Source organism: Streptomyces sp. NPDC058240 (assembly GCF_042882135.1).
Taxonomy (GTDB): Bacteria; Actinomycetota; Actinomycetes; order Streptomycetales; family Streptomycetaceae; genus Streptomyces.
In genome coordinates this window covers 149,345-173,769 of sequence record NZ_JBHVWT010000011.1, presented here as the reverse complement: position 1 = coordinate 173,769, position 24,425 = coordinate 149,345, and the positions used below count along the sequence as shown (strand labels likewise).

At 70.6% G+C, this 24,425-nt stretch carries 23 protein-coding genes and 1 pseudogene; 6 read left to right on the top strand and 18 right to left on the bottom strand.

The window, feature by feature from the left end:
* The 4 genes from ACFVX4_RS20305 to ACFVX4_RS20290 are packed head-to-tail and all read right to left on the bottom strand — an operon-like array spanning position 1 to position 6,045.
* The gene (locus tag ACFVX4_RS20305; RefSeq protein WP_389979016.1) at positions 1-870 is read right to left on the bottom strand and encodes a carbohydrate ABC transporter permease; all 870 of its coding nucleotides are present in this window, start codon (positions 868-870) and stop codon (positions 1-3) included.
* Entirely contained in the window at positions 867-1,829 is a 963-nt protein-coding gene (locus ACFVX4_RS20300) for a carbohydrate ABC transporter permease (protein ID WP_389979013.1), read from the bottom strand. Before ACFVX4_RS20300 ends, ACFVX4_RS20305 begins: the two co-directional genes overlap by 4 nt.
* A complete protein-coding gene (locus ACFVX4_RS20295; RefSeq protein WP_389979010.1) occupies positions 1,826-3,130 on the bottom strand; it encodes an extracellular solute-binding protein in 1,305 nt (434 codons plus the stop codon). The genes ACFVX4_RS20300 and ACFVX4_RS20295 overlap by 4 nt, the downstream gene beginning before the upstream one ends.
* Positions 3,127-6,045: a family 78 glycoside hydrolase catalytic domain gene (locus ACFVX4_RS20290; protein WP_389979007.1), complete on the bottom strand. Its 2,919-nt coding sequence runs from the start codon at positions 6,043-6,045 to the stop codon at positions 3,127-3,129. Before ACFVX4_RS20290 ends, ACFVX4_RS20295 begins: the two co-directional genes overlap by 4 nt.
* A gap of 360 nt (positions 6,046-6,405) precedes the next feature.
* On the opposite strand from ACFVX4_RS20290, the gene ACFVX4_RS20285 reads away from it, so the two are divergent.
* Positions 6,406-7,959: an alkaline phosphatase D family protein gene (locus ACFVX4_RS20285; RefSeq protein WP_389979004.1), complete on the top strand. Its 1,554-nt coding sequence runs from the start codon at positions 6,406-6,408 to the stop codon at positions 7,957-7,959.
* A gap of 47 nt (positions 7,960-8,006) precedes the next feature.
* Here ACFVX4_RS20285 and ACFVX4_RS20280 read toward each other — a convergent pair whose 3' ends face one another.
* Positions 8,007-8,255 carry a cupredoxin domain-containing protein gene (locus ACFVX4_RS20280; RefSeq protein ID WP_389979001.1) on the bottom strand — a complete coding sequence of 83 codons (249 nt, stop codon included), beginning with the start codon at positions 8,253-8,255 and terminating at the stop codon, positions 8,007-8,009.
* Here ACFVX4_RS20280 and ACFVX4_RS20275 point away from each other — a divergent pair.
* Entirely contained in the window at positions 8,245-8,466 is a 222-nt protein-coding gene (locus tag ACFVX4_RS20275; RefSeq protein WP_389978998.1) for a hypothetical protein, read from the top strand. The two genes, ACFVX4_RS20280 and ACFVX4_RS20275, sit on opposite strands and share 11 nt — an antisense overlap.
* Before the next feature lie 152 nt (positions 8,467-8,618).
* Here the strand turns inward: ACFVX4_RS20275 and ACFVX4_RS20270 are convergent, their stop codons facing one another.
* The 5 genes from ACFVX4_RS20270 to ACFVX4_RS20250 all read right to left on the bottom strand — a co-directional run bounded on the left by ACFVX4_RS20270 (position 8,619) and on the right by ACFVX4_RS20250 (position 13,128).
* Positions 8,619-8,777, bottom strand: a complete 159-nt coding sequence (locus ACFVX4_RS20270; RefSeq protein WP_107408259.1) for a hypothetical protein — start codon at positions 8,775-8,777, stop codon at positions 8,619-8,621.
* 66 nt (positions 8,778-8,843) lie between these two features.
* A complete protein-coding gene (locus ACFVX4_RS20265) occupies positions 8,844-9,794 on the bottom strand; it encodes a cytochrome c oxidase assembly protein (RefSeq protein WP_389978995.1) in 951 nt (316 codons plus the stop codon).
* Between the two features lie 110 nt (positions 9,795-9,904).
* Entirely contained in the window at positions 9,905-10,933 is a 1,029-nt protein-coding gene (locus ACFVX4_RS20260) for a 6-phosphofructokinase (protein ID WP_389978992.1), read from the bottom strand.
* A gap of 196 nt (positions 10,934-11,129) precedes the next feature.
* On the bottom strand, positions 11,130-11,855 hold the full coding sequence (locus ACFVX4_RS20255; RefSeq protein ID WP_266422871.1) for a type 1 glutamine amidotransferase: 726 nt from the start codon (positions 11,853-11,855) through the stop codon (positions 11,130-11,132).
* A 34-nt stretch (positions 11,856-11,889) separates the two neighbouring features.
* On the bottom strand, positions 11,890-13,128 hold the full coding sequence (locus ACFVX4_RS20250; RefSeq protein WP_389978989.1) for a MurT ligase domain-containing protein: 1,239 nt from the start codon (positions 13,126-13,128) through the stop codon (positions 11,890-11,892).
* A gap of 114 nt (positions 13,129-13,242) precedes the next feature.
* On the opposite strand from ACFVX4_RS20250, the gene def reads away from it, so the two are divergent.
* Positions 13,243-13,788, top strand: coding sequence for a peptide deformylase (gene def / locus ACFVX4_RS20245; protein WP_389978986.1), 546 nt, complete (start codon positions 13,243-13,245; stop codon positions 13,786-13,788).
* 29 nt (positions 13,789-13,817) lie between these two features.
* Here the strand turns inward: def and ACFVX4_RS20240 are convergent, their stop codons facing one another.
* Positions 13,818-14,468, bottom strand: coding sequence for a TetR family transcriptional regulator (locus tag ACFVX4_RS20240; protein ID WP_385330809.1), 651 nt, complete (start codon positions 14,466-14,468; stop codon positions 13,818-13,820).
* A gap of 173 nt (positions 14,469-14,641) precedes the next feature.
* Between ACFVX4_RS20240 and ACFVX4_RS20235 the strand changes: the two genes are divergently transcribed.
* On the top strand, positions 14,642-15,868 hold the full coding sequence (locus tag ACFVX4_RS20235) for an acyl-CoA dehydrogenase family protein (RefSeq protein WP_389978983.1): 1,227 nt from the start codon (positions 14,642-14,644) through the stop codon (positions 15,866-15,868).
* Positions 15,869-15,946: 78 nt separating this feature from the next.
* On the opposite strand, the gene ACFVX4_RS20230 is transcribed toward ACFVX4_RS20235, so the two are convergent.
* The 3 genes from ACFVX4_RS20230 to ACFVX4_RS20220 form a co-directional block, all read right to left on the bottom strand.
* Positions 15,947-16,435, bottom strand: a complete 489-nt coding sequence (locus ACFVX4_RS20230; protein WP_389978980.1) for a glutathione peroxidase — start codon at positions 16,433-16,435, stop codon at positions 15,947-15,949.
* A 233-nt stretch (positions 16,436-16,668) separates the two neighbouring features.
* On the bottom strand, positions 16,669-17,211 hold the full coding sequence (locus ACFVX4_RS20225; protein ID WP_389978977.1) for a GNAT family N-acetyltransferase: 543 nt from the start codon (positions 17,209-17,211) through the stop codon (positions 16,669-16,671).
* A 40-nt stretch (positions 17,212-17,251) separates the two neighbouring features.
* Positions 17,252-17,833 (bottom strand): helix-turn-helix domain-containing protein, encoded by a 582-nt coding sequence (locus tag ACFVX4_RS20220; RefSeq protein WP_389978974.1) that lies wholly within the window; start codon positions 17,831-17,833, stop codon positions 17,252-17,254.
* Between the two features lie 157 nt (positions 17,834-17,990).
* On the opposite strand from ACFVX4_RS20220, the gene ACFVX4_RS20215 reads away from it, so the two are divergent.
* Positions 17,991-18,443 (top strand): hypothetical protein, encoded by a 453-nt coding sequence (locus tag ACFVX4_RS20215; protein ID WP_389978971.1) that lies wholly within the window; start codon positions 17,991-17,993, stop codon positions 18,441-18,443.
* An 18-nt stretch (positions 18,444-18,461) separates the two neighbouring features.
* Here the strand turns inward: ACFVX4_RS20215 and ACFVX4_RS20210 are convergent, their stop codons facing one another.
* The 3 genes and pseudogenes from ACFVX4_RS20210 to ACFVX4_RS20200 form a co-directional block, all read right to left on the bottom strand.
* Positions 18,462-19,796, bottom strand: coding sequence for a chloride channel protein (locus tag ACFVX4_RS20210; RefSeq protein ID WP_389978968.1), 1,335 nt, complete (start codon positions 19,794-19,796; stop codon positions 18,462-18,464).
* 173 nt (positions 19,797-19,969) lie between these two features.
* A pseudogene (locus ACFVX4_RS20205) lies at positions 19,970-20,501 on the bottom strand (DUF2252 family protein); the annotation flags it as partial.
* 185 nt (positions 20,502-20,686) lie between these two features.
* Positions 20,687-21,640, bottom strand: coding sequence for a DUF389 domain-containing protein (locus tag ACFVX4_RS20200; protein WP_389978965.1), 954 nt, complete (start codon positions 21,638-21,640; stop codon positions 20,687-20,689).
* A gap of 204 nt (positions 21,641-21,844) precedes the next feature.
* Here ACFVX4_RS20200 and ACFVX4_RS20195 point away from each other — a divergent pair, with 204 nt between their 5' ends.
* The gene (locus tag ACFVX4_RS20195; RefSeq protein WP_389978962.1) at positions 21,845-23,662 is read left to right on the top strand and encodes a glycoside hydrolase family 15 protein; all 1,818 of its coding nucleotides are present in this window, start codon (positions 21,845-21,847) and stop codon (positions 23,660-23,662) included.
* Between the two features lie 6 nt (positions 23,663-23,668).
* On the opposite strand, the gene ACFVX4_RS20190 is transcribed toward ACFVX4_RS20195, so the two are convergent.
* The gene (locus ACFVX4_RS20190) at positions 23,669-24,226 is read right to left on the bottom strand and encodes a hypothetical protein (protein ID WP_389978959.1); all 558 of its coding nucleotides are present in this window, start codon (positions 24,224-24,226) and stop codon (positions 23,669-23,671) included.
* Positions 24,227-24,425: the final 199 nt, after the last annotated feature.

Here is a 24,425-nt window from a genome sequence, read left to right as displayed (position 1 = left end):
TCAGCCCTTGAGGCCGCCCGCGAAGCCCTTGATCACATAGCGCTGGAGGACCACGAAGACGATCAGGATCGGCAGCGCCGCGAGCACCAGCCCGGCGAAGACGAGGCCGTAGTCCGAGACGTACTGGCCGACGAACGCGAAGATGCCCACCGGCACGGTCTCCTTGTCGGAGCCGCCCAGATACAGCAGCGGGGTGAAGAAGTCGTTCCAGATGAACACCGCGTTCAGGATGATCACGGTGCCGGTGATGGGGCGCAGCAGCGGGAACACGATCCGGGCGAACGCCTGCCGGTGGTTGCAGCCGTCGATCAGCGCGGCCTGCGCGTAGTCCTGCGGCAGAGCACGGATGAAACCGGTGTACAGGAAGACGGTGAACGGCAGTTGGATGCCGGTGTAGAAGAGCACCATGCCCTGGTACGTGCCGAGCCAGCCGAGGTCGTCGACGAGTTTGTAGAGCGGGATCATGCCGAGCTGGAACGGCAGCACGATGCCCAGCAGGAACAGGATGTACAGCCCGTAGCCGAGGCCACGGGCGCGCCGCGCGAGGTAGTAGGCCCCCGTGGAACCGAGGACGATGAGCAGCAGCAGACTGACGACGGTGATGACCGTGCTGTTGAGCAGGGCGGGCCCCAGCGACGCGGAGGACCAGGCGTCGCCGAAGTTGCCGAAGGTGGGCGGCGAGGGCAGCGAGAGGGGCGATTCGGAGATCTGCCGGGGGTCCTTCATCGCCAGGGTGATCAGGGCGTACACCGGGAACAGGAAGACGACGGCGACGGCGATCATGACCAGTTCCAGGGCGTACTGCCCGTACCGCGGCCTGCGGCGCCCACGTCCCGTTCTCGCCGGTCCGCGGACCGTTGCGATGCTCACGCGGTGACCTCCCTCGCACGCAGATAACGGAGCTGGACCAGGGAGACCGCGGCGACGAACAGCGCGAGGACCAGGGCCACGGCGGTGCTGTAGCCGAACTTCCCGTAGACGAACGCTTCCTTGTACAGGACGGTCGACAGCGTCTCGCTGGAGGTGCCGGGGCCGCCGTTCGTCGCCGCGTAGACCTGGTCGAAGAGTTTGAGACCTCCGATGGTCGACAGCATCAGGTTGATCGTCAGCGCCGGGGCCAGGAGCGGCCAGGTGACATAGCGGAAGCGCTGCCAGGAGCCCGCCCCGTCGATCCGCGCGGCCTCGTGGAGTTCGGCGGGCACGCCCTGGAGCCCGGCGAGGAAGACGACCATCGAGTAGCCGGCGTACTGCCACACGACCATCGCCGCGACGGACCACAGGGCGAGCGAGGGATTCCCGAGCCAGTCCTGACGCAGTCCGCCGAGCCCGACCGCGCCGAGGAGACCGTTGAGACCGGCGCCGTTCTCGGGGTTGTAGACGTACTTCCAGAGGATCGCGACCATGACGGGGCTGACCACGGCCGGTGCGAAGAAGATCAGCCGCAGCACCGCGCGGGACTTGATGTTGGTGTGGACACCGAGCGCGAGCAGGAGGCCGATGCCGTTCTGGACGACGACCACGGCGATGGTGAGGAGCAGGGTGTTGCCGACGGACTCCAGGGCCCGGCCGTCGTCGAGCAGGGTGCGGAAGTTCTCCGTACCGGTGAAGGAGAAGCCGCCGATGCCGGACCAGTCGGTGAAGGCGTACATCACCCCGGCGAGGCTCGGATAGAGCACGACGATGCCGTAGACGACGAGCGCCGGTACGACGAAGAGCCACGGTGGGACGTTGTGGTCGCGGCGCCGCACCGGGTGCTCGCGACCGGTCCGCGGACCGTCCCCGGACCGGCCGGCCGTGCCGGGGACGGTCTTCTCGGAGGTGCTCGTCACGACTTCTTCCCATAGGCCTCGTCCATCTGCCTCAGGGCGCCGTCCACGTCCTTCTTGCCCGCGAGGAGGTTCTGCACGGCGGCGAAATGGGCGGGCTGCACCTCGGCGTTGGGCCAGCTCTGGTCCATGAAGGGAACGGCCCGGTTGTCGTCGATGAGGGGCAGGAAGCCGTCGAGGACCGGGTCGGTCTTCGTCGAGGCGCCGCGCTTGAACGGGATCGCGGCCACGGACTGCGCCCAGCGGTCGACGTTCTCCTGCTTCCCGAGGAATTCGATGAACGCCTTCGCCCCGGCCGACTTCCTGGACCGTGCGGAGACCCCGAGCCCGACGACGATGCCCGCCGGGATCCACAGATTCGCGGCGTCGTCACCGCCGGGGAAGGGGAACATGCCCAGGTCCTCCGGATTCCGGGCGGCCTGGCGGAAGTTGGCGAGCACGGCGGAGACCTGGACGGCCATCGCCGCCTTGCCGCTCGCGACCATCGAGGTCTGCTGCTCGTACGTCGTTCCGTTGGGGTTCTCGTTGAAGAAGCCCCGGCGCTGCAGCTCCTGGTACTTGCCCAACGCGTCGGCCCACCCGGAGCCGCGGAAGTGAGCCTTTCCGGAGGCCATCTCGGCGTCGAATCCGGGGTTCTTCGCATAGACGGCGTTGGGGACCAGCGCGTAGGTGATCAGCTGGGTGACCCAGGGCGTCTGTGTGCCGAGCGCGATCGGGATGATGCCCTTGGCCTTCAACTTCGCGCAGACTTCGAGGAGTTCACTCCATGTCTTCGGCGGCTCGACCCCGGCCTCGGCGAAGGCCTTCTTGTTGTGGATGGCGCCGATGACGCTGCTTCCCGCCGAATACAGATACGTCTTGCCCTGGTGCCGGTACGCCGGGTGGAAGTTCGCCGGGACCTCCTTGGTCCAGGACTGCTCGCTGAGGTCGGCGAGCAGCCCGGCCTTGGCCAGCTCGACCATGGACATGGCACTGCCGCTGCCGGGATAGAGCACATGCACATCGGGGGCGTTGCCACCGGCGAGCTGGGTGCGCACCACTGTCTGCACCTGGTCCGTGGGCGCGAAGGAGGTGGCGAACTCGTCGTCGGGCCGGGACTTGCGGTAGAGGGCGACGAGCTCCTCCATCGGCTTCTGCTGGTCGGCGACGCCGACGACGCGCAGCTTGCCGGAACCGCCGGAATCGGAGCAGGCCGTCAGCACGGGCGGAAGGGCGGCGAGCGCCGCGACCCCGCCGCCGATCCGGAGAAAACCCCGGCGGCCGACCGTGCTGCGGTCCGGCCGGAAGCGAGAACCCGTCGTCATGGTGTGTCCTCCTCGTACGAACGGACGAACGATGGTTTCGCCGCCGCTCCTGATGTGCGTCGGCTCGGGGTGGGCGACGGCCGCGGCCGGTCCGCCTCGGGCGTCCCGGCACGGCCGTCCACCGGGGGATGGGCGGCGGTGAATCGGTAGGCGCCCGAGGACACGCGGTAGAGCACGTGGTCGGCGGCGGTCGAGACCGGAGTGATGTGGCGGTCGTCGGCGCTCGGCACCACGCCCGATTCGCGGACCGAGGCGGGGTCCGTGGTGGGCAGGTACACGTCGGCGGTGGCGCCGGGCGGCACCAGGACGCGCAGGGCGATCCGGCCGCCGTGCCGCTCCCAGGTCACCGCGACGGTGCCGCGGACCGACTCGTGGCGGGCGCTCGCGTGGCGGAGGCCGCCGGGGCGCGGCCGGATCCGCAGCCGCCGGTATCCCGTGGAGTCCGGCGCCTGGTCCAGGCCGGCGACACCGCGGTAGAGCCACTCGCCGACCGAGCCGAGCGCGTAGTGGTTGAAGGAGTTCATCGACGGCGCCCGGAACCCCGTGCCGGGGGTCCACCCGTCCCAGCGTTCCCAGATCGTGGTGGCGCCGTGCCGCAGCGGAAACCGCCACGACGGCACCTCGTCGCGGAGCAGGAGCGCATGGGCGAGGTCGGCCCGGCCGTGGGCATCGAGTACGGGCGCGGCGAGCGCCACCCCGAGGAAACCGGTCAGCAGGGCGGGTCCGGCCGACTCGATGAGTTCGGCGAGACGGCGGGCGGCGGCGCCGACGAGCCCGGCGGGCAGCAGCTCGAAGGCGAGCGCGACGAGATGCCCGGTCTGGGTGTCGCCCGCGACGCGTACGGAAAGGCCGTCCGCGGCCCCCTCGGAGGTGACGAAGCGCTCGGTGAACGTGCGACGGATGTCGTCCGCCAGCCGGTGGTAGCGCTGCCCGACGTCCTTTTGCCCCAGGACCTCGGCGGCCTGTGCGGTGAGACGGGCACTCTGCGCGAAGTACGCGGTGGCCACGACCTCACGGGGGGTGGGGGTGCCGGGCGCGAGCCAGTCGGAGAAGTGCGGTCCCACCCGATGGCGCCAGACCAGATCGGGATTGTGGCGGTGGATCAGATCGACCCAGGCGCACATGCCCTCCAGCGACCGGGCGAGGAAGCGGGGGTCGTCGTAGACGCGGTACAGATGCCAGGGGACGATCACCCCCGCGTCCGCCCAGCCGGGCGCGCCCTCGTCGGCGACTCCCACGAGGCGCGGGGCGACATTGGTGAAGCCGCCGTCGGGGGTGCGGGCGTCATCGACGTCGCGCAGCCACTTGGTGAAGAACGCGGCGACATCGGCGTTGAGCGCGGCCGTGGGGAGGAAGACCTGCGCGTCGGCCAGCCAGCCGAGCCGCTCGTCGCGCTGCGGACAGTCCGTGGGCACACTCACGAAGTTCGAGCGCTGCCCCCACGCCACACAGTCGTGGAGCCGCCTCAGCTCCGCGTCCGAACAGTCGAACTGCCCGGCCCACGGCGTGTCGCTGTGCAGCGCCACGGCGACGACATCGGACTCGGTCAGCTCCGGGACGCCGCTGATCTCCGCGTACCGGAACCCGTGATACGTGAAGCGCGGCTCGAACACGATGTGCTCGCGGCCGTCCCCGACGAGCACATCGGTCGCGGCAGCGGTGCGCAGATTGGCCGTGTACAGCCGCCGTGACCCGTCCAGCACCTCGGCGTGCCGGATCACCACCCGTGCCCCGGCCGCGAGGCGACGGACGCTCAGCCGTACGCGTCCGGCGAGGTTCTGGCCGAAGTCGACGACGTGGGTGCCGGGGGAGACACGTTCGACCGAGCACGGGCGCAGCTCGGTCATCGCCCGTACGGGCTCGTCGACGGATGCCACGAGGAGGCGGTGATCGGTGTCCGTGATCAGTGCCGGGGGCCAGCCGGAGTCGTCGAAGCCGGGGAGTTCCCAGCCGTCGGCGGTGTGCCGGAGGTCATGACACTCGCCCATCAGCAGATCCGCGTGGCGGACGACTCCCGTGCCGGTGCGCCAGGTGCCGTCGGTGAGGACCGCGGTGCTCCGGCCGTCCGCCCCGGTCAGGTGGAGTTCGGCCAGGAACTGGGGGGACGAGCCGTAGTGGGCTCCGGCCCTGCGTGGTTCGAAGCCGACGAATCCGCTCCACCAGCCATCGGCGACGGTGGCCGCGAGGACGTTCTCGCCGTCACGCAGCGCCTCGGTGACGTCGTACGTCTGGTACTGGACACGGTGGTGGTAGTCGGTCCAGCCGGGCGCGAGTTCGGCGTCGCCGACCCGTACGCCGTTGAGCCGGACCTCGTACAGGCCGCGCGCGCTGACATGGAGCCGGGCACGGGTGACGGCCGATGCGGTGAAGGTCCGGCGCAGGACGGGGCACGGGGCGAGCCCGTGGTCGTCGAGGGCGAACTCGCCCTCGGTGGGCGCGTCCATGACGTCGACCGGACGCGGGTCGTGGGTGATCCACGAAGCCCGCCACTCACCCGCGTGGGTGAACGCGGTCTCGAACCACGAGGTGGCCTCGGCGGGCACGTCCGACCCGGCCGGCCATACGGAGACCCGCCAGTGGAAGCGCGTACGGCCCGGGAGCGCCGGCCCCGCGTAGTCGACGGCCGTCGCGCCGGGATCCGCCACCCGGCCGGTGTCCCAGAGGATTTGACCGCCGCCGTCCAGATCCTCGGCGTGCTCGGCGACACGGACCCGGTACGCCACCGGGTCGTCGCCACGGCGGTCGGAGGCCAGCCGCCAGGAGAGCCGGGGAGCGGGTTCGTCGATCCCCAGCGGGGTGGTGCGGTGCTCGCATCGCAGAGCGTACGGCCGCAGCTTCCGGGCATCCGGCCGGCCGGCCGCCGTCCCTTCGGCGGGGCGGCGGGCGGGTACATCCGTTGCTGGGGAACCGGACACGAGCACGTCCTTCCGTCGCACCGAATTTCCCGATGTGAAATCTAACGTTAATTCTGTGGCGTGGAGACTATGAGCCGCCCTGAGGGGTGTCAAGGGTGTTGCCGACCTGTCCTCGGGCGCCCGGGAGGATGGTTGATGTCTCCTCAACTAACCGCTTGTGAACGGCAATGTGACCACCCGCGGGTGGTCTTGTGGCGTGTTATTCCTCTGTGATATCCACGCTGTGATTACCACATGGACGGGCGTGAAATCACGCGCCGATCCCACCTCGTACCGGACGGAATTCCGTTCGACGAAGGGACGAGTTTCATGCAAATGAACAGTGGGTCAGGTGGTACCGGAGGGTTCGGAAGACGGGTGATGCTCGGCGGAACGGTCGGTATGGCCCTGGCCGCGGCGGGCCTGTCGGCAGGCCGGGCCTGGGGTGACGCGCCCTTCCACGAGGATCCGTTCACCCTGGGGGTGGCGTCCGGCGATCCGTGGCCGGACGGGGTCGTACTGTGGACCCGCCTCGCTCCCCAGCCTCTCGCGCCCGACGGAAGCGGAGGCATGCCGCCGTACGCCGTCGACGTGCAGTGGGAGGTCGCCCGCGACGACCGCTTCCGCTCCGTCGTACGCCGGGGACGGACCCGCGCGGTGCCCGAACTCGCCCACTCCGTCCACGTCGAGGTCTCCGGACTCCAGCCGGACCGGCACTACTACTACCGCTTCCGCGCCGGCGCCGCGCTCAGCCCCGTCGGGCGCACCCGTACCGCGCCCCCGCCGCACAGCCGGCCCAGGGAGCTGGACTTCGCCTTCGTCTCCTGCCAGGCGTGGTTCGAGGGCTTCTACACCGCCTACCGGCACCTCGCCGAGGAGGACGTCGATCTGGTCCTGCACCTCGGCGACTACATCTACGAGAACGCCATCGACGCCATGGGCGGCGTACGCAACGTCCCGGTCGCCGCCGAGCTGCGTCCCGAGCCGATGAACCTCGTCCAGTACCGCAACCGCCACGCCCTCCACCGCTTCGACCCCGACCTCATCGCCGCCCACCAGACCCACCCGTTCGCCCTCGTCTGGGACGACCACGAGGTCGAGGACAACTGGGCGCGCGACAAGTCCAAGGCCGACAACGAGCCCGACCAGGACCCGGCGGTCTTCCGCGAGCGCGCGGCGGCCGCGTTCCAGGCGTACTACGAGCATCTGCCGCTGCGGCTGCCGAACAAGCCGAACGGCTTCGAGGCCCGGATGTACCGCCGTCTGCGCTACGGGCGGATGGCCACCTTCCACATCCTCGACACCCGGCTCTTCCGCGACGACCAGCCCTGCGGCGACGGCACCAAGAGCGGCTGCGACGAACGGCTGACGCCCGGCCGCACCATCCTCGGCCCCGAGCAGGAACAGTGGCTGTACCGCGGCCTCGGACGCTCCGACACGACGTGGAACATGATCTCCCAGCAGATTCCCGTGGCCCAGGTCGACACCGATCCCGGCCCCGGCCAGGCATTCGTGATGGACTTCTGGGACGGCTACGTGGACGCCCGCCAACGGCTGTTCAAGGAGATCACCGACCGCAGCGTGAGCAACCCCGTCGTTCTCACCGGAGACATGCACCGCCACCTCGCCGCAGATCTGAAGCAGAACTTCGACGACCCGGGATCACCCACGCTCGGCGTCGAGTTCGTCGGTTCGTCCATCTCCACCACCAAGGACGGGATGGACCTGGACCCCTCCGGTGCCAAGCTGCTCGCGGCCAACGAGCACATCAAGTTCACCAACTTCCAGCGCGGCTACGTGCGCTGCGCGCTGACCCGGGAGAGCTGCCGCGCCGATTTCCGGGTCCTCCCGTACGTCACCACCCCCGGCGCACCCGTCTCGACCCGGACCTCGTACGTGACGGAGGCCGGCCGGCCGGGTCTCCAGCAGGCCTGAGCGCATCAGGGAGGCGGTGCCCCGGAAAGGGGCGCCGCCGATGTCGCTCACCGGACGGTGAGCGACCCCTTCATGTACGGGTGAATCGTGCAGATGAACGGGTACGAGCCTGCCTTGTCCGGGGCCGTGAACGTGACCGTCTGCCCCGGCGCCACATTGCCGGTGTCGAAGACCTTGTTGCCGGTGGCGGTCAGGGTGTGGGTCGCGGAGTCCTTGTTGACCACGGTGATCAGCGTCCCCGGCGCGACCATGGGACGGGCCGGCTCGAACGCGAAGTCCTTGATCGTGATCAGCATCTTGCCGACCGGGGAGGAGGAGACCGAAGGGGCCGGTGAGACGGACGACGGTGGTGTGGCACTGGGGGACGGCGAGCTGCCGCCGCCACTGTTCGAGCACCCGCTCGCGGCGGCGGCGAACAGTCCCGCCACGATCACCGCGGCGGCCGTCCTCGCACGGTTCCCCATCAAGAGCTCCTCGGGTCGGGCCGCCGGTCCGACGGCACTGTGACCCGAACGCTAGGAGCTCCGCGACCCGGCAACGGGCAGGCGCTCGGAGCGACCCGCGGGTCGAATCCGTCCGGCGTCCCGCCGTCGGCAGCCGGTACGCCGACCGGACCCCGCCGCGATTCCCGGGGCCGGGATGCGCACGTCTGCCCGGGGTCAGGATTCGCGCGTCGCCGCCATCCCCAGGGTGATCAGACCGAGCACCACCCAGCCGAACCAGAGCCAGCCGCTGCTCCCCAGCGCCACCGTGTAGGCGGTGACCACGACCAGGGCCGTCAGCGTGAGCACTCCCATGGCCTTCGTGGATCCGGACATGCCCGCACCCTCCTCGTCGGCCGTGCGGCCGTGGATGCCATCGTCACCCCGGAGGCATGCCCACCGCTACTGCCCGCGCGCCTGCAATGAGGCGAGATAGGCGTTGTACGCCTGGAGCTCCTGGTCACCGTCCCGGTCGGCCGCACGGTCGGAGCGCTTCGCCGTCCGCTGCTCGGAGCGGTACCACTGGAAGACCAGCGCGATCAGCACCAGCACCGACGGGATCTCGCTGAAGGCCCAGGCGATACCACCCGCCCAGCCCTGGTCGCTCAGCGCGTCGATGCCCAGCGAGGCCGGCGGATGCTTGTACGTCCCCACCATCGGCGTCGTCGCCATCATCAGCGCGATACCGAAGAACGCGTGGAACGGCATCCCGGCGAACAGCTCCAGCATCCGCATCACGTAGCCGGGCCGGTGCGGTCCCGGATCGACGCCCATGATCGGCCAGAAGAACACCAGACCGACCGCGAGGAAGTGCACCATCATCACGATGTGACCGGTCTTCGAGCCCATCAGGAAGTCGAAGAGCGGGGTGAAGTACAGCCCGTACAGGCTGGCGATGAAGAGCGGAATCGTGAAGACCGGATGCGTGATGACCTTCATGTACCGGCTGTGCAGCAGCTTGAGCAGCAGCTCGCGCGGACCCGTGCGGCCACGGCCCGCGACCGGCAGCGCACGCAGCGCCAGGGTCACCGGAGCGCCCAGCAGCAGCAGGATCGGCGACAGCATGCTGATCACCATGTGCTGCACCATGTGCACGCTGAACATGACCATGCCGTAGTCGTTGAGCTTGGTGCACATCACCAGCGCGATGCTCAGCACGCCGACGACGAAGAACACGGTCCGGCCGACCGGCCAGCCGTCCCCGCGTCTGCGCAGCCGCAGCACGGCGTACGCGTACAGGCCGATGCCGAGAAGGCAGCCGATGAGGAAGAACGGGTCCGCGGAGAATTGGAGCCCACGTCCCAGCGTGAACGGCGGCAGATCCATGTTCATGCCGTGCCCGCTGTGATCCATCTGTCACTCCCGCCGGGGGCGTCCCCGATTCGTGCCGGTTGTCCCGACCAGAGTAGAACTGACCCCGGCCGAGGTTGCGGCCGGGGTCAGTCCGTCGGACAGGGTGTCGCTCAGAGCACGCACTCCGCCTCGGCGTACCGCTCGGCCGGAACGGTCTTCAGCGTCTCCACGGCCCCGCCCAGCGGCACCATCACGATGTCCGTGCCGCGCAGCGCCGTCATCATGCCGAATTCGCCGCGGTGCGCGGCCTCCACCGCGTGCCAGCCGAAGCGGGTGGCGAGCACCCGGTCGTACGCGGTCGGCGTGCCGCCGCGCTGCACATGGCCGAGGATCACCGGGCGGGCCTCCTTGCCGAGGCGCTGCTCCAGCTCGCTGGAGAGCTGCGTGGCCATGCCGGCGAACCGCTCGTGCCCGTAGATGTCCTTGGTGCCCTGCTCGATCTCCATGGACGAGCCCTCGCGAGGCTTGGCGCCCTCGGCGACGACGACGATCGCGAACTTCTTGCCGGCCGAGAAACGCCTGCCGACCACCTCGGTCAGCTCGTCGATGTCGAAGGGGCGCTCCGGCACGACGATGGCGTGAGCGCCGGCCGCCATGCCCGAGTGCAGGGCGATCCAGCCGGTGTGGCGGCCCATGACCTCGACGATCAGCACCCGCTGGTGCGATTCGGCGGTCGTCTTGAGCCGGTCGAGCGCCTCGGTCGCGACACCGACGGCGGTGTCGAAGCCGAAGGTCACATCCGTGGAGGCGATGTCGTTGTCTATGGTCTTCGGAACGCCGACGATCGGCAGGCCCGCCTCGGAGAGCAGGTTGGCCGCCTTCAGCGTGCCCTCGCCGCCGATCGGGATGATCGCGTCGAGACCGAGGTCGGAGACATGGCCCCTGGCCTGTTCCACGCCGCCCCGCAGATGGGCGGGCTGGACCCGGGAGGAGCCGAGGATCGTGCCGCCCCGGGCGAGGATGCCGCCGACCGCGTCGAGGTCGAGCTTGCGGTAGTCGCACTCGAGGAGGCCCTTCCACCCGTCGTGGAAGCCGATGACCTCGTCGCCGTGGTCGACCACCGCGCGGTGCACGACGGAACGGATGACGGCGTTGAGGCCGGGGCAGTCGCCGCCGGAGGTGAGCACACCAATTCGCATTGCCCGGGAAACCTTTGCAACGTGGGCCGACGACCGGACCACGTCGTCCGGTTGGATCCCCGCCACCCTACCGGCGCAGGGTGGCGGGACCGAACCGGGCGTCCGCCTGCTGGACTCCGCTCAGACGAGCGAAAGCAAGCGCGTCCGGCAGTCGGGGGCGGCGCAGCCCCCCGATCGCCGGACGCTCAGCGCCTCATCAGGCGGGCTGCGTCGCCGACGCGATGCGCTCGGCGCGCAGCGCCTCGTACCAGCGATCGTCCGTCGGCGGCAGGGCGTTCACATCGAGGGCCAGCTTCAGCAGCAGGTCCGCGATGTGCGGGTTGCGCGCCATCACGGGGCCGTGCATGTACGTACCGAAGACGGTGTCGTTGTACGCGCCCTCGGTGCCGTCACCGGTGCCGTTGCCCCGGCCGAACTGCACCTGGGCGAACGGCCGTGCCGTCGGGCCGAGATGGGTGACGCCCTGGTGGTTCTCGAAACCGGTCAGCGGCGGCAGGCCGAGGCGCGGGTCGATGTCGGCCAGTACGTCACCGACGCACCGGGCCCCCTCGCCGCGGGTGGAGACCACGTCGAGCAGCCCGAGACCGGCCTCGCGCTCACCGAGGTCGTTGATGAACTCGTGGCCGAGGATCTGGTAGCCGGCGCAGACCGAGAAGATGATCGCGCCGTTCGACGCGGCCCGGCTGAGCCCGCCGTCGCGGCGCAGCCGCTCCGCGGCGAGACGCTGCGGCCGGTCCTCGCCGCCGCCGATCAGATAGATGTCGCCGGACGTCGGGACCGGCTGGTCGCTGCGCACGTCGACGCGCTGCACGTCGAGACCGCGCTGCCGGGCCCGGCGCTCCACCACCAGTGCGTTGCCCTGGTCGCCGTAGGTGCTGAGGAGGTCGGGGTAGACCCAGACCAGACGCAGACCGTTGCTCATGCTTCGTCCTCTCCGGAGGTGGCCGGGGCCGGGGTCAGTTGCCGACACGACGGCGCAGATCCTGGAAGGCGGTGTAGTTGGCGATGACCTCGATACGGCCGGGCGGGGCCTGCTGCACTGCCTCGTCGAGGTTCTCGCAGACCCGGAAGTCGAGACCGGCCACTTCGAGGCGGACGGCCAGGTCCAGCTTGCGGTCGCCGAGCACGAAGATCGGGTGACCGGTGAGCTGGGTGTAGTCCACGTCCCAGAGCCAGGAGGTGTCCGTGCCGTCCGCGCCGCGCGCGTTGACGGAGAGGATCACCGGCGTGGGCGGCGGGTCGATCAGGGAAAACGTTTCGAGCCAGCCCGCCGGGTTCTTCGCCAGCAGCAGCCGCAGCTCACGGCCGAGGAAGGAGACCACGTCGTAGCGGCCCGCGACGGCCTGCACCTGGTACATGCGCTCCAGCGCGACCTGCGGCGGCACACCGAAGACGGCGGCCACGGCTGCGGAGCTGGTGGCGTTGGCCTTGTTGGCGCGGCCGGGCAGCTGGAGGTGGATCGGCCATGCCGAACCGTGCGGGTCCAGGACGTAGTCGCCGTGCAGGACCCAGCTGGGAGCGGGCCGGCGGAATCCGCACTCGCCGCAGAACCAGTCGTCGCCGGGGCGCTGCATCACACCGCCGCAGGCGGGGCAGGACCAGGCGTCGTCCTTCCACGCCTGGCCCGCCGCGACCCACACCACATTGGGGGAGGAGGACGCCGCCCAGACGATCAGCGGGTCGTCGGCGTTCGCGACGATCACGGCCTTCGAGCCGGACAGCCCCTCACGCCACTTCTCCGCCAGCATCCGGGTCTCCGCCGCGCGGTCCAGCTGGTCGCGGGAGAGGTTGAGCAGCGCGATCACCTTGGGCGTCGTGTCGCGTGCGACCCCGGCGAGGTACTTCTCGTCGACCTCGATCACGCCGTACTGCGCGTCCGAGCCGCCCGCCAGCGCCGAGGTGATGCCCGCCGGCATGTTCGCGCCGAGCGCGTTCGACACCACCGGGCCCGCGGCCCGCAGTGCCTCGGCGATCAGCCGGGTCGTCGTCGTCTTGCCGTTCGTCGCCGACACGAGGATCACGTCCAGGTGCTGCGCCAGCCGCCCCAGCAGGTCGGGGTCGAGCTTGAGCGCCACCCGGCCGCCGATCACCGATCCGCTGCCGCGCCCTGCGGCGCGTGACACCGCCGCCGCGGCCTTGCCCGCCGTCACGGCCAGCTTGGCCCGCGGCGACAGCGGCTCCGTGTTGCCTGCCATCGTCCTAGATCCTCCTTGCATCGGTCCACGCCCAGCCTATCGATGTCCGGCGCGGCGACCGCACCCTGGCACCGCCGGGAAGGTGGAGGTCGCGTGGAACGTACGATTGCGGCCATGCGAAACCGCCCGATCCCCGGCAGTTCCGGACTGATTCGTGCCATGAGCCTGCTCGGTGATCCGGTGCTGCACGGGACCTGTGAACCCGTCACGGACTTCGGTCCCTCGCTCGCCCGTCTCGTCGAGGACATGTACGCCACGATGTACGCGGCCGAGGGCGTCGGTCTCGCGGCCAACCAGATCGGCGTTCCGCTGCGCGTGTTCGTCTACGACTGCCCGGACGACGACGACACCCGTCACCTCGGCCATCTCGTCAACCCGAGGCTCGTCGAGGCCGACGGCATCACCGTACGCGGTCCGGAGGGCTGTCTTTCGCTGCCCGGCATCGAAGCGGGTACCCCGCGGTTCGACCGTGCCGTCGTCGAGGGTCTCACGGTCGACGGCGAGCCGGTGCGGGTCACCGGCACCGGCTTCTTCGCGCGATGCCTCCAGCACGAGTGCGACCATCTCGAAGGCGCGGTCTACACGGACCGGCTGACCGGGCTGCGGCGCGCCAGGGCGCTGCGCGCGGCCCGCCGGGCGCCCTGGGCGCGCACCGGCTGACCGCTCCCGCAGCCCCCGTGTCGGGGTCCTCAGAATCCGGGGCCGCCCGGCCGGTCGCCCGCGGCGGCCAGCCTGCCCCACAGCAGATCGGCCAGGCTGCTCACCAACTGCTCGCGGGAGCAGGGGCGTTCACCGAGCCACCAGTCGCCCGCGGCGTGCATCATGCCGACGATGCCGTGGCCCCAGATGCGGGCCATGGCCTCGCTGTCCGGCCCCAGGTCCACCCGCTCGGCTATCACCAGGGCGAGTTCCTCGCCGAGCCGGCGCAGCAGCGGCGCCGAGTGCCGTCCGACGTCGAAGCCCTGCTCCGTCGAGGGCGCCGCGTCGTCGGACGGGTGCATCAGGAAGCGGTAGACCTGCGGGCGGGCCTCGATCGCCGCGAGATAGGTGTCGAGCGTCGACTCGACGCGCCGACGGCGCTCGGCGGGGGCGTCGAGGGCGGCGCGCAGGGCGATCAGCAGCGCGTCGGTGTGGCGCTTGGCGAGGGCGCGGTAGAGGCCGCCCTTGTCGCCGAAGTGCCGGTAGAGGATGGGTTTGGTGATTCCGGCCTCCGCCGCGATGGCGTTCATCGAGGCCTTCGGCCCGTCTCTGAGCACCACGCGGTCGGCGGCTTCGAGCAGCTCGCGGCGGCGGCTCTCGGCCGCTGTCCGCTGGCGCTCTGCCTGTCGTGTGCTCTCCATGTCGCCTCTCCCCGCCCCTGGCCGTGCAAATGCGTCCTGCCTGCGCAACGTAACACCCTGCCCAGCGCGGTGCGGATCCGAACCGGGGCGGTTGACAGAGGCTACTTGTCGGTAACAGACTGCGGTTACCGCAAGTAACGAGTGGTTTTTCACGGCAGTACGTGGAGGGGAACATGGCGGAGTTCACGCTCGAACTCAACGATGACCAGAAGCAGGTCCGTGACTGGCTTCACGGCTTCGCCGCGGATGTGATCCGTCCGGCGGCTTCGGAGTGGGACGAGCGTGAGGAAACGCCCTGGCCCGTCATCCAGGAGGCGGCCAAGGTCGGCATCTACTCCCTCGACTTCTACGCCCAGCAGTTCTTCGACCCGACGGGGCTCGGCATCCCGATGGCGATGGAGGAGCTCTTCTGGGGGGACGCGGGCATCGCCCTGTCCATCGTCGGTACGGGCCTGGCGGCCGTGGGCGTCCTCGCCAACGGCACCGAGGAGCAGATCGGGACCTGGATCCCGCAGATGTACGGCGACGCCGACGACGTCAAGGTCGCGGCCTTCTGCTCCTCCGAGCCGGACGCGGGTTCCGACGTCGCCTCGATGCGTACCCGCGCGGTGTACGACCAGGCCAAGGACGAGTGGGTGCTGAACGGCACCAAGACCTGGGCGACCAACGGCGGCATCGCCGACGTCCATGTCGTCGTCGCCGTGGTCGACCCGGAGCTGGGGTCCAAGGGGCACGCCTCGTTCATCGTGCCGCCGGACACCCCCGGCCTCTCCCAGGGCCAGAAGTTCAAGAAGCACGGCATTCGCGCTTCGCACACCGCCGAGGTCGTCCTGGAGGACGTCCGGGTCCCCGGCCACTGTCTGCTCGGGGGCAAGGAGAAGCTCGACCAGCGCCTGGCGCGGGCCCGCGAGCGCGCCGCCTCCGGTGGCGAGCGGGTGAAGAACGCCGCGATGGCCACCTTCGAGGCGTCCCGCCCGGCGGTCGGCGCCATGGCGGTCGGCACCGCCCGTGCGGCGTACGAGGTGGCGCTGGACTACGCGAAGACCCGCACCCAGTTCGGCCGCCCGATCATCGACAACCAGGGCATCGCCTTCCAGCTCGCGGACATGCGCACGCAGATCGACGCGGCCCGGCTGCTGGTCTGGCGCGCCTCGTGGATGGCGACCACCGGCAAGCCGTTCACCTCGGCCGAGGGCTCCATGTCCAAGCTGTACGCGAGCGAGACGGCGAAGAAGGTCACCGCCCAGGCCGTCCAGATCCTCGGCGGCAACGGCTTCACCCGTGAGTACCCGGTGGAGCGGATGCACCGGGACGCGGCGATCTACACGATCTTCGAGGGCACGAGCGAGATCCAGCGCCTGGTCATCGCCCGCACCCTGTCGGGCATGCCGATCCGCTGAGACCGTCCCGCCGGGGCTGCCCCCGATCGCCGGACGGGCCGAAACGCAGGCCCGTCCGGCGTCCGGGGACGCGGTGCGTCAGGCCGGCAGGTGGGACTCGATGGCCGCGACGAGCTCGGGCGCCTCCGGCTCGATGCGCGGGCGCAGACGCGCGACCACCTCGCCCGCCGGGGAGATGAGGAACTTCTCGAAGTTCCACTGGACGTCACCGGCCTCGCCGTCCGCGTCCGCCAGCTGAGCCAGCTCGGCGTAGAGCGGATGGCGCCCTTCGCCGTTCACGTCGGTCTTCTCCAGCAGCGGGAAGCTGACACCGTACGTCGTCGAGCAGAAGGTCCGGATCTCCTCCGCGTTCCCCGGCTCCTGGCCGGCGAACTGGTTGCACGGCACGCCGAGCACGGTGAAGCCGCGGTCCGCGTACTCGTTCTGGAGCTTCACCAGGCCCGCGTACTGCGGGGTGAGCCCGCACTTGGACGCGACATTCACCAACAGGACCACCTTGCCGCTGTAGTCGGCCAGGGAGGTGGGCTCGCCGGTGAGAGTGCGCAGGGGGATGTCGTGCAGCGTCATGAAGGTCTCCTCGTAGATGTGACTTCCGTAGCCATTGTCACGCCCGGAGCCGATCCGTACGAAGCCGGTCGTCCGGCCGTCCGGAGCCCGCGCACGCCACCGACCTGCGGGAGTCCCGCCATCGCGTCGAACGCGGCATGACCCCGATGAGCGACCTGTGTGCGGTATGCGCCTCGTTCCGAACTCCTGTGCCTCGCCCAGGAGATCGGCAGGCGGCCGGGGCGCCTGCTTCGTCACAGGGGAGGCGCCGTGTGCGCAGAGCCGATCGCCTTGTAGTAGAGCGTCGTCGGCTTCAGGACCCCGGCCGGGTCTCCGGCGTAGTCCGGGATCGAGCCGCACTCCGTCCAGCCCGCCGAACGGTAGAGCCGCTCGGCCGGACTTCCGGTCTCGGTGTCCAGGACCAGCAGTGTGACGCCCGCTCCGGCGGCCGACTGTTCGACGGCGTCGAGCAGTGACCGGCCGAGGCCCCGGCCGCGGGCCGACGGACGCACCATCAGCTTGGCCACCTCCGCGCGGTGGCGGGCGTTGGGCAGTTGGGCCCGGACCAGGCCGATGGTTCCGGCGACCCGTTCCGCGTCGCGGGCGATCCAGACCTGAAGCAGGCCGGCGTCGACGGCCCCGGCCCTCTCCCGCCACCAGGCGGCGGCCACGTCACGGTCCAGCGGCGCGAGGAATCCCACCGACGATCCGCCGTTCACGGTCTCCACCAGGAGGGCGGCCAACTCATCGGCGTAGGTGACCAGTTCGGGGCCGTACACGGGGATGATCTCGGTCATGTGCGGAGTCCTTTCGCGGCCATCGCGGCGGTGGTGGCTGTCATGGCAGAACGATCATCAGGGCATAGCGGACCTGCTCCGGTCCCGGACAGTGGAAGTGCGAGGGGCCGCGCAGCCGGAACCGAAGGCAGTCGCCGCTGCGCACGGTGTGCGCGGTGCCGTCGACGGTGATCTCGACCGTTCCCTCCAGCACCCAGACATGCTGCTCCACGCCGGACACCGGTGCGTTCTCGTAGGCGATGGCGGCCCCCGCGTCGAGGGTCCCCTCGATGACCTCCGCGCGCAGACCGGTGTGCGGAGGCGACACCGAGCGGCGTACGAAGCCAGATGCCTCGTCCCGCCAGACCGGTTGCCGTGCGGCGGGGACGAGTTGCGGGGGTTCCGCCTCCACCTCCAGCAGCAGCCGGGACATCGTCCGTTCGTAGACCGTGCACAACTTGCCGAGCAGGGTGGCGGTCGGGCTCAACTCGCCGCGCTCCAACCGGGACAGCGTGGAGCGGCTCACCCCGCTGCGTCGCGAGAGTTCGTCCAGCGACCAACCGCGTTCGGTACGCAGTTCGCCCAGCCGCGCGGCGAGCCGGGCATCGACGGAGCCGGGCTCCGCCTCTTCGGTTTCTCTCACGATGGAGATGATATCCCTGGACGGAGACGGATCGTGTCTTGGTGGCCCCCGAAACGGCTGTTCTGCCGACCGGGTGCCGACATGGCAGGCTTGTTCGGGTAGGCCCCGGTGGCCCACTCGGGTCTGCCGGGTTGCTCTGCTACCCGAGGAGGCCGCAATGGCCAGTACCGCCAACGGGCCGAGAGTGGCGCCCGACGCCGCACCGAGTTCGCACCACCCCTTCCGGATCGGCTGGACCGCCTTCGCGGCGGTGCTGATGATCTTCGGCGGAGCGATGGCGATCTTCGAAGGAATCGCCGCCATCGCCAAGAGCGACGTGTTCATCGCCACGCGCAACTATGTGTTCCAGTTCAACCTCACCGGCTGGGGCTGGATCCATCTCGTGATCGGCATCGTCATCGTTCTCGCCGGCTGCGCGCTGTTCACCGGAGCCGAATGGGCACGCGTGGTGGGCATCGTGCTCGCGGGCCTGGGCGCACTCGCCAACTTCCTCTGGCTGCCCCACTACCCGCTCTGGTCCATCGTGCTCATCGCCATCGACGTCTTCATCATCTGGGCGCTGTGTGCGGATCTGCAGTGGGAGAAGCCGCAGTGGGAGAAGAAGGCCTGAGGTCACGGCAGGGGCCCGTCATCCTCGATCCGGCCGGGCGACGGCGGGGGACGGCGCGAGCCTGAGCGTGACGACATAGGAGACCACGACCGAGACGATCACGAGCGGCATGACGGTGAGGCCCTCGGACCCCAGCAGCAGCGTCGCCAGCAGCACCGACGTCATCGGGAGCTTGAGCATCGCCACGCACATGGCGCCGATGCCCATCGCGAAGCCCGACGTGAGGCCCAGTCCCGGGAGATGGGACAGGGCGATACCGCCCGCCGCTCCCACGAACATCGCCGGGAAGACGGGGCCTCCCCGGAAGCTGCTCAAGGACGCGCAGTACGCCACCGCCTTGCAGAGGACCAGCACCACAAGCGTGCCCACCGGGTATCCGGCGCTCCCGGCCAGCAGCGGGTCGAGGGCGTTCTCCCCGGAGTACAGCACCCCGGACGCGTCCCTTCCGGTGCTCTCCGCGTACACGAGGGCGGCCACGCCGACGACCAGGCCCATGACGACGGTGGCCACCACGGTCCGCCGCTCCACCCGTTCCTGGAGGAACCGGGCGAGCCGCTGGACGCCCGTGCCGACCAGGGCCGCGGCCAGGCCCACGACGAGTGCCCAGCCGAACTGCGCGATGTCGGGTCCCGATGCCCGGGGCACATGATGAAGTGCCAGGGAGTACGTCCCGCGCCCGGTCCAGGAGCCGAGTCCGGTGAAGACGAGCGCGCCGACGCCGGACGCCAGCAGACCCGGCACCAGGACCATCCCGAGCATCATCCCGGCCAGTCCCGAGGCTTCCATCAGGAGAAAGGCACCCAGGAGCGGCGACCCCAGCAGCGCGCTGATGGCGGCGAAGCTTCCCGCGGCTCCCAGCACGGCACTCGCGCCCGGCTCGATGCCGGGCCTGACCAGGCGCGCCGCGTACACGGCCAGTCCGCCGCCGAGCGCGATGAGCGGCGCCTCGGGACCGAGCACCGCTCCGACGCCCAGTGACGCGAGCGCCGCCAGCACGACGCCGGGCAGTTCCGCCGCCGAGGGCGCCCCTGCGCTCACCATCCCGTCGGCGGGCCGGTGACCGCCCTTCCCCGGCAGGTGGCGGATGGTCAGCCCGACCAGCAGGCCCGCCACGGCGAGCAGCGGCACCGGCCACCAGGACGGCGTACCGGTGAAACCGAGCGCTCGGGGCAGGTCGTGGTAGGTCAGCGACTGGAGTTCGTGGACGAGCGCGAGGAAACCGAACGCCACCGCCGAGACCGGGACTCCGATGCCCGCCGCCATCACCAGGAGCAGGGCGTAACCACGGGTGCGGATCAGCGCGAAGGGGTCCGCTGCCGCCGTGGCGGGTGGTGCGGCGGGCTCGGTCGACATGGTCGTTGTCTCCTCGGCGTCGCAACCCGTCCGGAACACGCTGTCCCGCAAGCGTCCACAAGGAGTTAGCACAATGCGCGGTTTCCGCCGTGATGTACCCGCTGGGTGCGTGCGGTGATTCCCGTACTGCCAGTCCTCTGGACCAGCGGACGGGCCGGCTTCCCGGGACGGGCTCAGACGTCCCGGGCCGCGGGAAGCCGCCCCGCCCGAACCGCTTCGACGAGCGCCCGGTGGTCCCGCTCGTTCCGGTCGGCGTACTTCTCGGCGAAACACACCAGTGCCCGGTCGAACGAGGGGCCGCGCCCCAGATACGCCGCGATGGCGATCCGGTCGCCGGAACGCGCGTGGGCACGGGCCGGCGTGGTGCCCGCAGGCCTCGCCGAACACCCGCATGCCGGACGGCACCATGTCCTGCGGCTCGACGATGCCCTTCCAGTCGCGCAACTGGCGTACGTAGAAGTCGCGGGGCCTGCCGTCGATCCCGTCCACCCGCTGCCAGCCGAGGAAGTTGTCGCCCGCCGCCTGCATCAGCCGCTGTCCCGCGACCACGCGCTCGCCCTCGTTCCGGTACGCGCCGGCGCCCGCATGGGGCGCGAGCACCGACGGGCCGGCCTCCTTGGCCTGGAGGAGCAGCGGATCCTCGCCGTCCCTGCCGAGCATCAGGATGATCCAGCAGCGCGTGCCGACACTGCCGACGCCGGCGAGGTCGCCTCGCGGGGCGTCGGGGCCGGGTCCTGGGGCGTCGGGGCCCTCCTGACTGCTCCACGGGCGTGGGCCGCTCCCGCCGCACAGCACCCGCCGACACATCTGCGCCCTGCGTCCGATCATCGCGGCTCGCCCCGGTGCCGGCATCACCTGGACGCCGCCCGTCACGTCCCACGCCCGCACCGCTACTGTCGGTCCGCGCGGCCGTGGCGCAGGCCGACCCGCCGCCAGATCGCACGCTGACACTTGAGCGCGGCCGTGCCCACCACGATCAGCACCGCGATGTTGACCAGCAGTTGGATGAGCGAACCCCGGGCATCGGACCAGCTGGTGAACGCGGTGGAGACGCTGAGGTCCGCGGCGGCCGGGATGGTCGTGACCGAGATGAAGACGCCCAGCAGGGCGCTCGTCCTGGCCTCGGTGAGGGAGACGATGCCGACGATGCCGGCCAGCGTCGCCACGGCGACCGAGAAGAAGTTGGGGGTGTTGATGAGGTTGGAGACCGGCCGCAGTCCAGCGTCGAACGCTGCCGACTGGAGGCCGAGTCCGCGGATCAGGAGACTGAAGAGGAAGGTGACGAGGATCGTCAGCAGGAAGCCCGTGAACAGCGCCGTCAGTCCCTGCCGGATCCTCGGCCGGTCGCCCCGGTCGATGCCCAGGGCGACACTGACGATGGCACCGTACTCGGGGCCGACGACCATCGCCGCGACGATCAGGATCTGGGAGTTGGTGACGATCCCGACCGAACCGATGAGGCCCGCGATGACCAGGTACAGATAGAAACTCGGCGGGTATCTCCCCTCGGCGCGGATGCGGGCCTCCACCTGCTCCCACACGGGTGCACGGGCCAGTGGCCCGAGCCGCTCGGTCCCGGCCTCGGCCGCCCGGCCGGAGAAGACCATGTCCACCGGTTCGATGACGATGGAGCCGCGCCGGTCCAGGTGCAGTGCGCGCAGGCTGCGCAGCACGTCATTGGCCGCCCCCGTCAGCACGTCGCACGCGATGCCGTCGCCGTCCGGATTGCGTGCCGCCCCCGGCTGCACCAGCACGTTCAGCACACAGGGATCACCGGCCAGCCGGTCCACCACCTGGTCGGTCAGGTCCGGCGGGCTCACCGCGCGGACATGGATCATGTCCATCCTGAACCTCCACGAAGTCCCGCACCGGCGCCGCCGATCACGTCCGGACCGGGCGCGCGGGCGGTCCCTCCTCCAGTAACACCGCGGGCGGGACGGCAGGCAATCCGGGCCGCCCGGCACCGGGGAAGCCCGGGAGGCCCGAGCGGGCGATCACGGGGCGCCGGGCGGATAGTGGAATCCGGAAAGGGATCCGTCCGGGATTGGATGCTCATGGACCGATACCCGCCCATTGCCGAGCACGGGCTGGTGGGCGACCTGCAGACCGCCGCACTGGTCTCCTCGCGGGGCGTCGTCGACTGGTTCGCCGCCCCGAGGTTCGATTCCCCCAGCATCTTCGCCGCACTGCTCGACCACGGCGGCGGCGGCTTCTTCCGGTTGGCGCCCGACGACCCCAAGAGTTCCTGCCGGCAGCTCTACTACCCGGACACCGCGGTCCTGGTCACCCGCTTCATGTCGCCGGACGGCGTCGGTGAGGTGCTCGACTGGATGCCGCCCGAGCGCACCGGGACCCCCACCGACCGGCACACCCTGGTGCGGTACGTGCGCGCGGTGCGCGGGACCGTACGGTTCGCCATGGAGTGCCGGCCCCGGTTCGACTACGGTCGGGCCTCCCACGAACTCGATCCGATCCCCGGGGGAGCCGTGTTCCGGGCACCGGGGATCGAGGCACATCTGCGGACCGGTTTCCCCGTGGTACGCGACGGCCAGGACGCCGTGGGCGAAGTGGTGCTGAACGTCGGCGAGTCGACCGTCGCGGTCTTCACCGTCTGCGCGGCGGACGGGCCCGCGCCACCGGCGCCGACCGTCGACGCCTTCACCGAACAGCTCTGGGAGGTCGTCGACTTCTGGCAGCGGTGGGTGCGCGAATCCCGCTACCGGGGCCGCTGGTCCGACATGGTCAACCGCTCCGCCATCACGCTCAAGCTGCTCACCTACGCCCCCTCCGGCGCACCGGTCGCGGCGGCGACCATGGGCCTGCCGGAGCAGGTCGGCGGCGAACGCAACTGGGACTACCGCTACACCTGGGTCAGGGACGGCGCGCTGTCGGTCCGGGCCCTGCTCGACCTCGGGTTCGTGGACGAGGCGATCGCCTTCACCCACTGGCTCGGCGACCGGCTCCGGGAGGACAGCGGAGAGGAGCCCCTCCGGATCATGTACCGCGTCGACGGGGAACCCCTGCTGACGGAGGAGATCCTGGACCACTTCGAGGGCTACCGGGGCTCGTACCCGGTACGGCTCGGCAACGCGGCCGCCGGCCAGTTGCAGCTCGACATCTACGGCGAGGCCCTCTACGCCCTGTCCGAAGGCCGTGAGGTGGGCGTCCAGTCGGGCTACCGGGGCTGGCAGGTCGTGGCCCGGACGCTCGACTGGCTCGTGGACTTCTGGGACCGGCCCGACGAGGGCATCTGGGAGACCCGCGGCGGACGGCAGGACTTCACCTACAGCCGGGTGATGTGCTGGGCGGCGTTCGACCGCGGCCTGCGCCTGGCGTCCGACCTCAGCCGACCTGCCGACACCGCCCGGTGGACCGGTGCCAGGGACGCCATCCTCGAACAGGTCATGGACCGGGGCTGGAGCGAATCCGAGCAGGCGTTCGTCCAGTACTACGGCGGGGGAGTGCTGGACGCCTCGCTGCTGCTGATGCCCAGGGTGGGGTTCCTCGCCCCGAAGGAACCGGGCTGGCTCGCCACGCTCGATGCCATGGACCGCACACTCGTGTCCGACAGCCTCGTCTACCGCTACGACCCCGCGGCGTCCCCGGACGGACTGCGGGGATCCGAGGGCACGTTCAGCCTCTGTACCTTCCTCTACGTCGACGCCCTGGCCCGCGCGGGCCGGCTGCGCAAGGCCCGCTACACCTTCGAGAAGATGCTCACGTACGCCAACCATGTCGGCCTGTTCGCCGAGGAGATCGGCCCCAGCGGCGAGCAACTCGGTAATTTCCCGCAGGCGTTCACCCACCTCTCGCTCATCACGGCGGCCCGGACTCTGGACGAGGCGCTGGACGGGGAACGCGGCTGACGGCGCTCAGAGCGACGGCTGCCGGGACGGGGGACCGAGGAGGACGGCGGTGTCGCCCGGCCGGATGTCCGGGGTCTGCGTGTGGGTGACCGGGGCGAGCCGCCCGTCGGCGCGGACGACGAACAGCACGTCGTGTCCGGCCGGGACGGCGCCGTCGGCCCGCCGCGTCAGCACCCGGGCCCCGGCCTCGTACCGGCGGGCCAGCTCCGGGCCGGTCAGGCCGGTACGGAAGAGGGGCTCGCCCCCGGTGTACGGCGCCACCACGCCCTGGCTGTCGGCGGCCGGAGCGAGCCGGTGGACCGGGCCCTCGACGCTGTCCCGCAGGGGCATGGCGGTGAGTGCGTTGAAGTCGTCCTCCTCGGTGAGCAGCAGCACACCGGTGATGCCCTCCAGCTCCGCCCCGGCCCCGGAGGCCGCCGCGAGCAGTTCGCCCGGCGCCAGGTCGCCGCGGCGACGATGCAGGATCAGCAGGGCGGGCACCCGCAGCCGGCTTGCCAGCAGCTGCGAGCCGACCGCCAGCACCACGACGAGGCCCACACCCACCATTACTTCGTCGGCCGTCATGTCCGTGCCTCCTCGGACGCCGTGCTGCCCGGCAACCATCGGTGGCGGTGGGGGAAGGGCGGGGCGCGGCTCGCGCCACTGGGCCGTCGGAGGGAACCGCCCTCCCCCCCCCCGCCCCCCAAGGCCCCCCCCCCCCCCGCCCCCCACCCCAACGCGCCCCCCCCCACCCCCCCCCCCCCCCCCCGAAGAAACAAAACCC